The sequence below is a fragment of the Sphingomonas sp. Sph1(2015) genome (genome assembly GCF_001970915.1).
Classification (GTDB): Bacteria; Pseudomonadota; Alphaproteobacteria; order Sphingomonadales; family Sphingomonadaceae; genus Sphingomonas; species Sphingomonas parapaucimobilis.
Window position 1 is genome coordinate 1 of sequence record NZ_MQUI01000068.1, and the last position, 13,341, is coordinate 13,341.

The following is a 13,341-nucleotide window of genomic DNA, read 5'->3' on the forward strand; positions in this document are numbered from 1 at the left end:
CCAAGAATCGCTCCCCTCCCGCCTGCGGGAGGGGAGCGATTCTTGGCAGGCCGCCCACCCCAAGCACGCCCCTCCCGCAGGCGGGAGGGGATGGGGGAGGGAAAGACGCCTCGCAGAGACCGACAATCGTGGCACTCCACCGACCGATGATCTTCCCCCCCACCACCTGCCCCCGCCTGATCGTCAAGGTCGGCTCCGCGCTCCTCGTCACGCCCGAAGGCGAAGTCCGTCGCGACTGGCTGACCGGCCTGGTCGCCGACATCGCCATGCGGGTACGCCAGGGGCAGCAGATCGCGATCGTTTCGTCGGGCGCGATCGCTCTTGGCGCGCGTCGCCTGGGCCTGCCCAAGGGCGGCCGTGCGAGCCTGGAGGATGCGCAGGCCGCCGCCGCGACCGGCCAGATCGCGCTCAGCCAGGCCTGGGCGGAATTGCTGCACGCAGAACACCTCACCGCCGCACAGATGCTGGTCACGCTCGACGATCTCGAGGATCGCCGACGCTACCTGAACGCCGCCGCGACGCTGAACCGGCTGCTGGGTCTGGGCGTGGTGCCGGTCATCAACGAGAATGACAGCGTGGCGACCGAGGAAATCCGCTTCGGCGACAATGACCGGCTGGCCGCAAGGGTCGGACAGGCGGCGGGCGCGAACGGTGTGTTGCTGCTCTCCGACGTGGACGGGCTGTATGACAGCAACCCGCACACCAACCCGCAAGCGCGCCATATCGAGCGGGTCGAGCGGATCGATGCGGTCCACGGCATGGCCGATGGCGGCTCCGCTTCCGGCATGGGATCGGGCGGCATGGTGTCGAAGATCGCCGCCGCGCGCATCGCGGTCAGCGCGGGTGCGCATCTCGCCATCGCATCGGGGCGGATCGACCATCCGCTGTCGACGCCTGCGCGCCACACGATCTTCGTCGCGGAAAAGAGCGCGCCCGCCCGCAAGGCATGGCTGGCGGGCGGCCTGACCGCGCGCGGCGCGATTCATGTCGATGCGGGCGCGGCCAGGGCGCTGGCCGAGGGCAACAGCCTGCTCGCGGCGGGGGCGACCGCCGTGCAGGGCCATTTCGCGCGCGGCGATCTCGTCACGATCGAGGGGCCGGGCGGCACCATCGCGCGCGGCCTCAGCGAATATGATTCGACCGAGGCGCGCGCGCTGGTCGGCACGCGTTCGGACCAGCAGGCCGGGATATTGGGCCATGCGCCGCGCGCCGCGCTGATCCATCGCAACCATCTGGCCCTGCTATGATCGTCGCCGTGACGGGAGCGACCGGCTTTGTCGGTCGCGCGGTGGTGGACCGTGCCGCCGGGTCGGGCCTCACCTTACGCGCCCTCACCCGCCGCGCCCAACCGTCGCGCGCGGGGCTTACCTGGATCGCGGGCGCGCTCGACAAGCCGGAGAGCCTGGCCACGCTGGTCGAAGGGGCCGACGCGGTGCTGCACATTGCGGGCGTGGTGAATGCCCCCGATCGCGAGGGCTTTGTCGCGGGCAATGTCGACGGCACGCGCGCCATGGTCCAGGCAGCGAGAGCCGCGGGGATCAAGCGCTTCGTCCATGTCTCCTCGCTGTCGGCGCGCGAGCCGGCGCTGTCCGTCTATGGCTGGTCCAAGCGACAGGCCGAGGATGTCGTGATGCAAAGCGGCCTCGACTGGACCATCGTCCGGCCGAGCGGCATCTATGGCCCGCACGATACCGAGTGGCTGGACATATTCCGTACCGCCAAACTCGGCCTCGCCTTCATGCCGCCGCCGGGCAAGCTGTCGCTGATCGCGGTCGAGGATTTCGCCCGGCTGCTGACCACGCTGGTCGCCACCGATGGTCCGCGCAGCATTCTGGAGGTCGATGACGGGCAGGTCCTGACCCACGCCGAACTCGCCCAGGCCATGGGCGCGGCGGTGGGGCGGCGGGTGATGACGCTGCACCTGCCCAAGGCGCTACTGAGCCTGGGCGCGGCAATCGACCGCAAGTTCCGGGGCAATGGCGCCAAGCTGACTCCCGACCGGGTCGGCTATCTCTGCCACCCCGACTGGACCGCCGACGCCGCCCTGCGCCCCGACCCGGCGCTGTGGGAGCCCGCCATATCGCTGGCCAAGGGGCTGGCCGACACGGCACGGTGGTATCGCGCCAACGGCTTGCTATAGCAGCGAACATACAGGCGGTCGAAAAGCCGCCGCATTTGGGTGCCACTGGGCGCCCGACTGAAAGGATCATCATGAGCGACCGCCAAGCCATTTTCGACACCGTCGCGGCCCAGATCGCGCCCTTCAACAAGAAGGGCGTGGCACTGACCGAGGCGACGACCTTCCAGGGCGACCTGGAGTGGGACAGCCTGACCGTGATGGATTTCGTCGCCGCGATCGAGGACGAATTCGAGATCATCATCACGATGAACATGCAGGCCGAGATCGAGAATGTCGGCCAGCTGGTCGACGCGGTCGAAAAGCTGAAGCAAGCCTGACCCTGAAGCGCCCGAGACGGACCCTCCCATGACCGAAGCCGCTGTCCAGCCCCACGCCCTGCCCGCCGACGCGCCCGAAATCGCGCCCGAACGCGACCTGCTCTCCAAGTTTGACGGCCTGATCGCCGAGCGGCAGAAGCTGCTTGATTCCGGCGTCACCGATCCCTTCGCGATCGTGATGGAACAGGTGAAGTCGCCGACGCAGGCCGTGATCCGCGGCAAGGACACGATCCTGCTCGGCACCTACAACTATATGGGCATGACCTTCGACGCCGACGTCATCGCGGCGGGCAAGGACGCGCTGGAGAAGTTCGGCTCGGGCACGAACGGCAGCCGGATGCTCAACGGTACTTTCCACGACCATATGGACGTGGAACAGGCGCTGCGCGAATTCTACGGCACGACCGGCGCGATCGTCTTCTCGACCGGCTATATGGCGAATCTGGGCATCATCTCGACGCTGGCGGGCAAGGGTGAATATGTCATCCTCGACGCCGACAGCCATGCGTCCATCTATGACGGCTGCCAGCAGGGCAATGCCGAGATCGTCCGCTTCCGCCACAATTCGGTCGAGGACCTCGACAAGCGACTCGGCCGCCTGCCCAAGGAGCCTGCCAAGCTGGTCGTGCTGGAGGGCGTCTATTCGATGCTGGGCGACATAGCCCCGTTGAAGGAGATGGTCGCCGTCGCCAAGAAGCACGGCGCGATGGTGCTGGTCGACGAAGCGCACTCGATGGGCTTTTTCGGCCCCAACGGGCGCGGCGTGTACGAGGCGCAGGGGCTGGAAGGCCAGGTCGATTTCGTCGTCGGCACCTTCTCCAAGTCGGTCGGCACGGTCGGCGGCTTCGTGGTGTCCAACCACCCGAAGTTCGAGGCGGTGCGCCTGGCCTGCCGTCCGTACATCTTCACCGCCTCGCTGCCGCCTTCGGTCGTGGCGACCGCCGCGACCTCGATCCGCAAGCTGATGACCGCGCATGAAAAGCGCGAGCGGCTATGGTCGAACGCGCGTGCGCTGCATGGCGGGCTGAAGGACATGGGCTTCCGCCTGGGCACCGAGCATTGCGACAGCGCGATCGTCGCGGTCATCCTGGAGGATCAGGAACAGGCGGTCATCATGTGGCAGGCGCTGCTCGACGGCGGCCTCTACGTCAACATGGCGCGGCCGCCCGCGACCCCGGCGGGCACCTATCTGCTGCGCTGCTCGATCTGCGCCGAACATACGCCCGAGCAGATCCAGACGGTGCTGGGCATGTTCCGCGCCGCGGGCCAGGCGGTCGGCGTCCTGTCCTGATCCCATGGTCGGGCCGAGCGCAAAGTCGGCCCGGCTTTGCAATATCCGGCCGTCGAGGATAGCGTCGCGCCCGTGATGGATCAGGACGAGCTTGGCGGGGTCGGCCGGTGGCGGACCTTTACGCTGATCGCGATGGCGGTGGCGGGTGCGGTGACGCTGGCCATGCTCGTCATCACGCTGGGCCACGCCAATCGCGAGCGCGACCGCGCGCTGGAGCGGCAGAGCCACAGCTATGACGTGATGATCGCCGCCCGCACCCTGGCGGGCACCATCGCCCGGTCCGAGGCGTCGCTGGGCCGCTATGTCATCTCGGGCGACCGCAAGCTGGGCCAGCTCTACCAGGACGAATGGACGACGGCGGGGGTGCAGCTCAACCGGCTGGACCGGATGATCGAGGACCGGCGGCAGCAACGCCTGATGGACCAGCTCCGCCAGGCTTACGGCGCGCGCGGCCGTGAATTGTCGACGATCGCGCTGTCCACCACCTATCACCTCAATCGTCAGGCCTATGGCCTTTATTATCAGGCCCGCCAGGCCGAGGCCCTGCTGAAGATCAACGATCTGCTCGCCCGGCTGACCGATGGCGAGCGGGTGCTGCTGCAACAGCGCTCCGAAGCCGCCGAGGAGACGATCCAGCATTCCAACCGGATTGCGGGCGGGCTGGTGGTGTTCGGCATCGTGCTGGTGCTGGGCGGCATCGCGCTGGCCTGGATGATCGTCGGCGCGGTCAGCGAACGGGCCAAGGCCCATGCGGAAGCGCGCGCCGAACGCGCCCGGGCCGAGGAATTGGCCAGCGCGGTCGAGGTGGCGACGGAGGAACTGAAGGTTCAGGAGGCCAAGCTGCGTCAGGCGCAGAAGATGGATGCGCTGGGCCAGCTGACCGGCGGGATCGCGCATGACTTCAACAACATGCTGGCGGTCGTGCTGGGCGGGTTGGAACTGGCGCGCCGGACCGGATCGCCGGATGACATGGCGCGCCATCTGGAAAGCGCGACCGAGGGCGCGCACCGCGCCGCCGCGCTGACCCGCCGCCTGCTGATGTTCAGCCGCGAAGAGGCGCTGGCCCCCGAAACGCTCGTCCCGCGCCGCCTGGTCGAGGGGATGCGCGATCTGCTCGACCGGACGCTGGGCGACGGGGTGAAGGTGACGATCCAGGACTGGACGACCGGCTGGACGCTGTTCGGCGATCGCACCCAGATGGAGAATGCGATCCTGAACCTGGCGGTCAACGCCCGCGACGCGATGGACGGGCGCGGCGAGCTGACCATCCGCACCGCCGAGATGAGGATGGGGCCGCATGCCCTGCCGCGCGGCGAGGCGGGTGATTATGTCGTGCTGTCGGTCGCCGATACCGGCGAGGGCATGACACCCGAGGTGATCGAACGCGTGTTCGAACCCTTCTTCACCACCAAGCCCGCGGGCAAGGGCACCGGGCTGGGGCTCAGCCAGATTTTCGGGCTGGTCGGCCAGATGGGCGGCGACGTGACCATCCAGAGTGCGCCAGGCAAGGGCACGACGGTCAATCTCTATCTGCCCCGCCACTCCGCCCCCGCCCCGGCCCTGCCGGTCGAGGCCACACCTGACGTCGCCAGGACGGAGGTCGAAGCGAACGAAGCGTTGCGCATCCTGGTGGTCGAGGACGATCCCCGCGTGCTGGCCGCGACGATGAGCGCGCTTCAGGAACTGGGCCATGACCCGATCCCCTGCAACGACCCGCGCGAGGCCGAAGGGCTGCTGGCGCGGCATCCGGGCATCCGGCTGATCGTGTCCGACGTGCTGATGCCGCACCTGACCGGACCCGAGTTGATCGCCACGATCCGCCCGAGCCATCCTGATCTGGCGGTGCTGTTCGTCACCGGCTTCGCGGGCGATGCACAGGCGACGGGGTTCGAGGGGCATGAGGTCTTGCGCAAGCCGTTCACGCTCGCCGGGCTGGAACGCGCGGTGGCGGCGGCGTTGAAACGGGCGGACGGGCTGGTCTGCGCGGCGGCTTGAGGGGGCGTGGGGCGTGGCCTTCGACTTCGCTCAGGCCGAACGGCTGTTGTAAAAGGGCGCTCCCTCGCTCCGTTCAGCCTGAGCGAAGTCGAAGGCCAGGGGAATCCTTCACAAACAAGGGGTGACGCGCCCTGCCGGCCCCCGTATAGCCATGGCCGTTTTATCGCGCGAGTGATGTCCCCGGCATGAAATCTATCGATCGCTACATGGCCCGGTTGATCGCGTTGCCGCTATTCGCGACGCTGCTCATCTCGGCGATGCTGCTGGTGCTCGATCGCATCCGCCGCCTGTTCGAATTCGTCGCGACGGAGGGCGGGCCGATCAGCGTGGTGTGGCGGATGCTCGCCAATCTGCTGCCCGAATATCTGGGGCTGGGCATCCCGATCGGGTTGATGCTGGGCATCCTGCTCGCCTTTCGCCGCCTCGCCACCTCGTCCGAGCTGGACGTGATGCGCGGCGTCGGCATGAGCTATACCCGGTTGCTGCGCGTGCCGTACATGTACGCGATCGTGCTGGCGGCGCTGAACCTGGCGATCGTCGGCTATATCCAGCCGGTCGCCCGCTATTATTACGAAGGCCTGCGCTACGAACTGCGTACCGGCGCGCTGGGCGCGTCGATCAAGGTCGGCGAGTTCACCCATCTGGGCGACCGCATGACCCTGCGCATCGAGGAAAGCCGCGAGAATGGCCGCGACCTGTCGGGCATCTTCGTCCACGCCAACACGTCGAAGGGCGACTGGATCGGCGTGACGGCGGCGCGCGGGCGCTTCCTGGCGACCGACGATCCCAACGTCATCATCTTCCGCCTGACCAACGGCACGCTGATCCACAACCGGCCCGAGTTCAAGGCACCGCGCGTGCTGACCTTCTCCAGCCACGACCTGCCGATCGACCTGCCCAAGTTCGACAATTTCCGCCAGCGCGGCGGCCGCGACCTGGAGTTCACCCTGCCCGAACTGGCCCGCCACGGTCAGGAGGCGCAGAGTGCGGAGGCGCGCGCGGGCAGCCGGTCCGAATTCCACTTCCGCGTGGTCGAGGTGGTGACGATGTTCCTCCTGCCCCTTCTCGCCGTATCGCTGGGCATTCCACCCAAGCGATCGACCTCGGCGCTGGGCGTATTCCTGTCGATCGTGATGCTCGTCACCTATTTCAAGGTGAACCAATATGCCGCCGATATCGGCGCGCTGGGGCGGGTGAACCCGATCCTGGCGCTATGGGGGCCATTTGCGGTGTTCGCGGGGCTGGTCCTGTGGATGTATTATGTCACCGCCTATGTGCCCGGCGGCCAGCCCATCGGCGCACTGGAGCGCGGGGTGGCCAAGCTCGCCAAGGCGATCGGCCGCTGGATACCCGGCCGCCGCCGTAAAAAGGCCTATACGGCATGAGCCTGTCCAACATTTTCCCGTCGAAGACGATCGCCATCTACATGGCGAAGATGTTCCTGGTGCGCACCTTCGCCATCCTGTTCGCGGTGGCGCTGGTGCTCCAGACGCTCGACGTGCTGAGCGAGTCGGGCGCGGTATTGGCCGCGCCGGGGAACGGACAGGCGCAGGTCTGGCGCTACGTCTCGCTGCGCCTGCCGCAGATCGTGTCGTTCCTGCTGCCCTTCTCGGTGCTGCTCGGCACGATCCTGACCTTCTTCACGATGAACCAGAATTCGGAGGTCATCGCGCTGAAGGCGGCGGGCATGTCGGCGCATCAGGTGCTGGCCCCCCTGCTGATCGCCAGCGCGGGCGTGGCGGCGTTCAGCTTCGCCTTCAACGACCGCATCGTGCCGCGCGCCAGCGCGACGCTATCGGCCTGGCAGAAGGTGCAATATGGTCCCCTGCCCATCGACAGCGGCGACCGCGCCAATGTGTGGGTGCGCGATGGCGACGACCTGATCTCGGTCGACCTGATCCAGGGGCGCGGGCCTAAGACCCAGCTGGGCGGCGTGACGCTGTACGATCGCGCGGGCGGCAGCCTTCAGGCCATCGTCCGCGCGCCACGTGGGATCCGTTCGGGTGATGGCTGGCAGATCGGCCCGGCGACGCGCTTCGAGGTGAAGTCGGGCAAGCTGACCAACTACCCCTCGCTGATCGTTGGCCACGGTGTGACGCCCGAGCAGTTGACGCTGGCCAGCGTCAGCGCGGACAATCTGTCCTTCGGCGCGCTGTCGAGCGCGATCACCGATCTGCAGGAGGCCGGACGGCCGACCAAGTCGCTGGAGGGGTCGCTCTGGCACAAGTTGTCGGCGCCGATGTCGGCGATGCTGATGCCGCTCTTGGGCGCGGTCGCCGCCTTCGGCATCGCGCGGTCGGGCAAGCTGTTCGTGCGTGCCGTGATCGGCATGGCGCTGGGCTTTGCCTATTTCGTGGCCGACAATTTCTCGATGGCGATGGGCGATCTGGGGGCCTACCCGCCCTTCCTCGCGGCCTGGGCGCCGATCCTGCTGTTCTTCCTGATCGGGGAAGCGGTGCTGTTCCGAACGGAGGAATAAGGGTTAGGCCTTTGCCTTCCCCCGCCTACATCATGCCATATCTCCGTTCAGCCTGAGCGAAGTCGAAGGCCAAGGGAGATCGCCCGCCAAGCCGCTATGGCAGACCGGGCACTTCGACTTCGCTCAGTGCGAGCGGAGGTTGGGGCAAAATGGCGCTGGGTGAGATTGGCTTCCTCGCCCTTCACCCAGCGTCAGGAATCACTTCCCCCGGCGAACGGTACTCAGACCGATCTTCGCGACCAGCCCCGGCAGGCCCTTATAGCTCGCCTTGTGATAGGGTGACTCCGGGGTCAGCGCCGCGCTGATCCGGCGGTGCGCCTCGCCCAGCGCGTGATAGGGCAGCGACGGCAACAGGTGGTGCAGCGCGTGATAGCGCAAGCCGACCGGCGCCCAGAGCCCCGGCAGCAAAGCGGGCGGCGGCACGTTGACCGAGTCCAGATACTGCGCGGTGACGGTCATCTGCTCGCCCTCATTCTCCCAGAGATGGGCGACCAGCGTGCGAACCTGGTTCAGCACCGCCACCGCCGACCCGATCGCAAAGCCGATCGCGAAGCCGCGCACCGGGATCACGCCCGTCGCCACCAGCGCGATCAGCGTGATCGCCCAGATCGAGGCCGCCGCATCGGTGCGGTTGAAGCGGACCAGCGCCTCGCCCTCGGGCATGCGGCGACGGAACTGCGGGTTGATCGCCAGCGCCGAATAACGCTCGACCACGATCTTGCGCAGGCCGGGGATGACCCAGGACAGCGGCGACAGGATCGCGAAGCGGATCAACAGACCCAGCGGCGCCAGCGCCGACACCAGGATGAACACCGGCAGCGTCCACGGCTTCATCAGCGCCAGCGGCAGATATTCGGGATCGTCCGCCGTGCCGTACCGCGTCTTGGCATGGTGCAGGTTATGCACCCCCTCATACATGAAGGCGGGCGTCAGCAGCGGCACCCCGACCAGCGCGTTCCAGCCTTCGCGGAAACGCGGCAGCGCGGAATGCTTCATATGGCTGACTTCATGGATGAACAGCAGCGCGCGATAGAGCGCCAGCACCGCCACAACCGACGCGACGACGATCACGCCCGTCGACGAGGCCATGACCGCCACCGCCAGCGCCGCGTAACCGATCAGCGCGCTGCCCACCATGTCGGCCCAGTACAGGCCGGGACGCGGTGCGATCAGGTCGCGGGTCAGCTCGGCTGCGGCGCGCAGCATCGCCTTGTCGTCCGCAATCGGGACACGCACGGAAGGGGCCGCTGCAACGGCCTGCGCACTCCGTTCAAAAGAAAGCGTCGATTCCATAGCTCTATCCTTTGCCCCCACATAGTGGCGACACGGTGGCATTCCCACGTCCAGCGATGACGGAATCCTCACTCGCTATGATCGACGCGGACGGTTAGGAACGATGGCAAAATCATTGCCGGACCGCATGTCATGACCGTTTCCATCCGCCCCATCTCGTCGAAGTCGGATCGCAAGACCTTCGTCGACTTCCCCTTCCGCCTGTACGCCGACGATCCCCAGTGGGTCCCGCCGCTGAAAGGAGAGGCGCTGGGCCTGATCACGCCGGAGAAGAATGGCTGGTACAGCCATGCCAAGGCGCAGCTTTTCCTGGCGGAAAAGGATGGCAAGGTCGTCGGGCGCATCTCGGCGCATCTCGACACGCTGGCGCTGGAGATGGACCCGTCCAAGGGCTTCGGTCCGGGCGTCGGCTTCTGGGGCCTGATGGATGCGGTGAACCAGGACGTGTTCCAGGCGCTCCTCGCCGCCGCCGAGGGCTGGCTGCGCGACCAGGGCATGACCCGTGCGATCGGCCCCGTCTCGCAATCGGTCTGGGAAGAGCCGGGCCTGCTGGTCCAGGGGTTCGACCAGGACCCGACGATCATGATGGGCCATGCCCGCCCCGAATATCAGGGCTGGATCGAGGGTGCCGGCTACGGCGTCGTCAAGCAGCTCTTCACCTATGAGCTGGATATCACGCAGGAATTCCCGCCGATCGTCCAGCGCATCATCAAGTCGGGCGAGAAGAACGAACGCATCCGCGTGCGCGAGGTGAACAAGGCCAGGTTCGAGGAGGAGGCCGCGATCATCCTGAGCATCCTGAACGATGCCTGGTCTGATAACTGGGGCTTCATCCCCCTCACCCCGCCCGAGATCAAGGATGTCGGCGTCAAGCTGAAGCCGATCGTGTTCAACGACCTGATCCGCATCGCCGAGCTGGACGGCAAGCCGGTGGCGTTCATGATCACGCTCCCCGACCTGAACGAGGCGATCAAGCCGCTGAACGGCAGCCTGTTGCCCTTCGGCTGGGCCAAGCTGCTGCTATGGCTCCGCGCGCCCAAGGTGCGGACGATGCGCGTGCCGCTGATGGGTGTGGTCAAGGAGCTTCAGGCGTCGCGCATGGCGGGCCAGCTCGCCTTCATGATGATCGAATATATCCGCCAGGCCTCGGTCACGAAATATGGCGCGTCGCGCGGCGAGATCGGCTGGGTCCTCGACGACAATCAGGGGATGCGCTCGATCGCCGAGACCATCAACAGCGACGTCAACAAGATCTACAACGTCTATTCGCGCGATCTGGTCTGATCGCGCCGGGTGGGGCCGTCCGCAAAAGAGGCGACCCCTTATCCCGTGCTTCATTTGTTGCGGCCGAGATAGTCGAGCGGGTCGACGCCGCGCCACATCCATTGCTTGCGGGTCAGGCAGACCTTGCCGCGCATGATATGGTCCTCCTGGACATTCAGGAAGCAATAGCGGGTCGGCTTGGCGGCGGCCGTCGGCGCGGTCGGCAGGGCGGCGGTTTCGACGGCGGGGGCGGCGGGTTTGGCCGCTTCTTCGCGCGGCGACGGAGCGGACGCGTGCGCCGACAGGGCAGCAGCGGCGGCGAGCAGGGCGAACATCATGATGGGTCTCCGCTTTTCGAGGATCAGCGACGCGCGATGCGGCCGGTGGGGATCTGGCCGTCCATCGCGATCCAGTCCTCGGCGGTGCGGCAGACCTTGACCGGCAGGTGCGAGCCGGTGATCTGCGCGACGACGCAGTAGCGCGTGGCCTTGGACGGCATGACCGAGGGCGCCCCGCCGCTGGTCGTCACGGCGACCGTGTTGAGCGTAACGGCGTTCGGCGTGATGGGGGCAGCCTCGACGGTCTTACGGGCCGGAGCGGCGGACAGGGTCGATGCGATCAGCAGTGTCAGCAACATGGTGGTAACTCCCTTTATGCCGGATCACCCCGGCATGTGAGTTACTGCATTAGTCATGCCATACACATGAGTCATTGCTTTTCAATGAGTTAGCGATTTTCAACATAGTGCAGAACGCCAAAGCGTAGGAAAATTTGCCATAGAAATGGCGAAACCCACCAGCGGTTATCGCGTGCCGGAAAAATCAGGCGGACCCATGACGCCATGACCGTGGAAGAAAGCCGCTATCGCTGACGGCGGATCGCTCCACCGGCGCACGCAGCCGAGTCGCGACACCTCACGAAATCCGAACATCAAAAGTATAGAAGACCATCACCCCCGCAATCCGCGTCGGGTGGAAAGTTCAGAATGGTCATACGCCACATATTTGACGGACCCTCGACCTTATCATTTACCCATCACATGCGACATATTCATGCATGAATGATGACATATTCGTTGCGCTATTGCGATATTCTCGCAAGCCATGACTGGTTTGTCGTGAAACTGTCACCGCCTGCTGCGAACAGGGATCGCATCGTCGTTCAACGGGATGCCCCTTCGATGGCAACGCAGATGAGTACCGCCAGCGTCACCAAGGCCTATGACCGCTGGTCGCCTGTCTATGATCTGGTCTTCGGCCCCGTCTTCAAAAAGGGCCGCTCCGCCGCCATCGTCGCCGCCGAACGCATCGGCGGCCGCATCATCGAGGTGGGGGTCGGCACCGGCATCTCGCTGCCCCAATATTCGCGCAACAATCGCATCGTCGGCGTCGACCTGTCCGAGCCGATGCTCGACAAGGCGCGCGAGCGGGTGAAGCGCGGCAACCTCTCCCATGTCGAGCAGATCGCCTATGGCGATGCCGAGGCGCTGCAATTCGCCGACAACAGTTTCGACGTGGTGGTCGCGCAGTACGTCATCACCGCCGTGCCCAACCCCGAAAAGGCGCTGGACGAGTTCGCCCGCATCTGTCGCCCCGGTGGCGAGATCGTGATCGCGACGCGCGTGGGCGCGGGCGACGGTCTGCGCGGGCGGATCGAAAAGACGCTGATGCCGATCACCAGCCGCCTGGGGTTCCGTACCGACTTCCCGTTCGAGCGTTACACCGACTGGGCGGCGACGCGCGGCGATGTGGAGCTGGTCGAAAGCCGCCCCCTGCCCCCGCTCGGCCATTTCTCGCTGGTCCGCTTCGCCAAGCGCCAGCCTTCCCTCCAAGGACAAGTCCAATGACGGGTTTCCGCGCGCAGCTCGCCGAACAGCGGTGGGACGATCATCGTTATTATCATCACAGCCTGGTCAATCAGAGCCTGCACTTCGTCAGCGCCTGTACCTTCCTGACCGCCTATGTGCTGCTGTTCATCGACCCGGCGGTGGCCAGCCTGCTCGCCTGGGGCGTGGCGATGACCAGCCGCCAGGCCGGGCATTTCTTTTTCGAGCCCAAGGGCTATGACCATGTGAACAAGGCGACGCATGATCATAAGGAAGAGATCAAGGTCGGCTACAACCTGGCGCGCAAATATGTGCTGATGGGCATATGGGCCGCGATTCCGGTCGTGTTGCTCGTCCAGCCTACGCTGTTCGGCACCCTCGAATATCCCGATGGCTTCATGGGCTATCTGCGCCATGTCGGCATTGGCTGGCTCGGCCTGGGCGTCAGCGCGATCGTCGTGCGGGTGATGCAACTGTGGGCGCAACGCGATCTGGAGACCGGCCTCGTCTGGGCGACGAAGATCGTCACCGACCCGTTCAACGACTTCAAGATGTACAAGAGCGCACCGCGCCGCCTGATGAAGGGCGAGCGGATGGATCATCAGGATGTCGATGATTTCGAGGACCTGAAGGCGGCGTAGTTTCTGCTGCGGTTCGACGGACAGGGCGGCGGTTCGACAAGGACCGCCGCCCATTTTTTGTTCAAACGTCTCGTCTGGCCGCTCCCCTCCCGCAAGC

Annotated in this window: 13 protein-coding genes; 10 read left to right on the plus strand and 3 right to left on the minus strand. The window is 66.1% G+C overall.

Features of this window, described 5'->3' with window-relative positions; all coding sequences use genetic code 11:
• Nucleotides 1-146: 146 nt before the first annotated feature.
• From proB to lptG, 7 genes are all read left to right on the plus strand, one after another.
• Entirely contained in the window at nt 147-1,247 is a 1,101-nt protein-coding gene (proB, locus tag BSZ14_RS17545; protein WP_076711891.1) for a glutamate 5-kinase, read from the plus strand.
• Nucleotides 1,244-2,140, plus strand: coding sequence for an SDR family oxidoreductase (locus BSZ14_RS17550; RefSeq protein WP_076711892.1), 897 nt, complete (start codon nt 1,244-1,246; stop codon nt 2,138-2,140). The genes proB and BSZ14_RS17550 overlap by 4 nt, the downstream gene beginning before the upstream one ends.
• A 71-nt stretch (nt 2,141-2,211) precedes the next feature.
• The gene (locus tag BSZ14_RS17555; RefSeq protein ID WP_076711893.1) at nt 2,212-2,457 is read left to right on the plus strand and encodes an acyl carrier protein; all 246 of its coding nucleotides are present in this window, start codon (nt 2,212-2,214) and stop codon (nt 2,455-2,457) included.
• Between the two features lie 28 nt (nt 2,458-2,485).
• Nucleotides 2,486-3,748: a serine palmitoyltransferase gene (gene spt / locus BSZ14_RS17560; protein ID WP_076711894.1), complete on the plus strand. Its 1,263-nt coding sequence runs from the start codon at nt 2,486-2,488 to the stop codon at nt 3,746-3,748.
• 75 nt (nt 3,749-3,823) lie between these two features.
• Nucleotides 3,824-5,743, plus strand: coding sequence for an ATP-binding protein (locus BSZ14_RS17565; RefSeq protein ID WP_076711901.1), 1,920 nt, complete (start codon nt 3,824-3,826; stop codon nt 5,741-5,743).
• Nucleotides 5,744-5,928: 185 nt separating this feature from the next.
• Nucleotides 5,929-7,128, plus strand: a complete 1,200-nt coding sequence (lptF, locus tag BSZ14_RS17570) for an LPS export ABC transporter permease LptF (RefSeq protein ID WP_172839621.1) — start codon at nt 5,929-5,931, stop codon at nt 7,126-7,128.
• On the plus strand, nt 7,125-8,222 hold the full coding sequence (gene lptG, locus BSZ14_RS17575) for an LPS export ABC transporter permease LptG (RefSeq protein ID WP_042486024.1): 1,098 nt from the start codon (nt 7,125-7,127) through the stop codon (nt 8,220-8,222). Before lptF ends, lptG begins: the two co-directional genes overlap by 4 nt.
• A 198-nt stretch (nt 8,223-8,420) precedes the next feature.
• Here the strand turns inward: lptG and BSZ14_RS17580 are convergent, their stop codons facing one another.
• On the minus strand, nt 8,421-9,515 hold the full coding sequence (locus tag BSZ14_RS17580; RefSeq protein WP_076711895.1) for a fatty acid desaturase family protein: 1,095 nt from the start codon (nt 9,513-9,515) through the stop codon (nt 8,421-8,423).
• A gap of 132 nt (nt 9,516-9,647) precedes the next feature.
• On the opposite strand from BSZ14_RS17580, the gene BSZ14_RS17585 reads away from it, so the two are divergent.
• Nucleotides 9,648-10,799 carry an N-acetyltransferase gene (locus BSZ14_RS17585; RefSeq protein WP_076711896.1) on the plus strand — a complete coding sequence of 384 codons (1,152 nt, stop codon included), beginning with the start codon at nt 9,648-9,650 and terminating at the stop codon, nt 10,797-10,799.
• Nucleotides 10,800-10,849: 50 nt separating this feature from the next.
• Here the strand turns inward: BSZ14_RS17585 and BSZ14_RS19760 are convergent, their stop codons facing one another.
• Both BSZ14_RS19760 and BSZ14_RS19765 read right to left on the minus strand, forming a co-directional pair.
• Nucleotides 10,850-11,116, minus strand: coding sequence for a hypothetical protein (locus tag BSZ14_RS19760; protein WP_076711897.1), 267 nt, complete (start codon nt 11,114-11,116; stop codon nt 10,850-10,852).
• A 23-nt stretch (nt 11,117-11,139) separates the two neighbouring features.
• Nucleotides 11,140-11,415: a hypothetical protein gene (locus BSZ14_RS19765; protein WP_076711898.1), complete on the minus strand. Its 276-nt coding sequence runs from the start codon at nt 11,413-11,415 to the stop codon at nt 11,140-11,142.
• A gap of 555 nt (nt 11,416-11,970) precedes the next feature.
• Between BSZ14_RS19765 and BSZ14_RS17600 the strand changes: the two genes are divergently transcribed.
• Both BSZ14_RS17600 and BSZ14_RS17605 read left to right on the plus strand, forming a co-directional pair.
• On the plus strand, nt 11,971-12,624 hold the full coding sequence (locus BSZ14_RS17600; RefSeq protein ID WP_241823819.1) for a class I SAM-dependent methyltransferase: 654 nt from the start codon (nt 11,971-11,973) through the stop codon (nt 12,622-12,624).
• The gene (locus tag BSZ14_RS17605; protein WP_076711900.1) at nt 12,621-13,244 is read left to right on the plus strand and encodes a hypothetical protein; all 624 of its coding nucleotides are present in this window, start codon (nt 12,621-12,623) and stop codon (nt 13,242-13,244) included. Before BSZ14_RS17600 ends, BSZ14_RS17605 begins: the two co-directional genes overlap by 4 nt.
• Nucleotides 13,245-13,341: the final 97 nt, after the last annotated feature.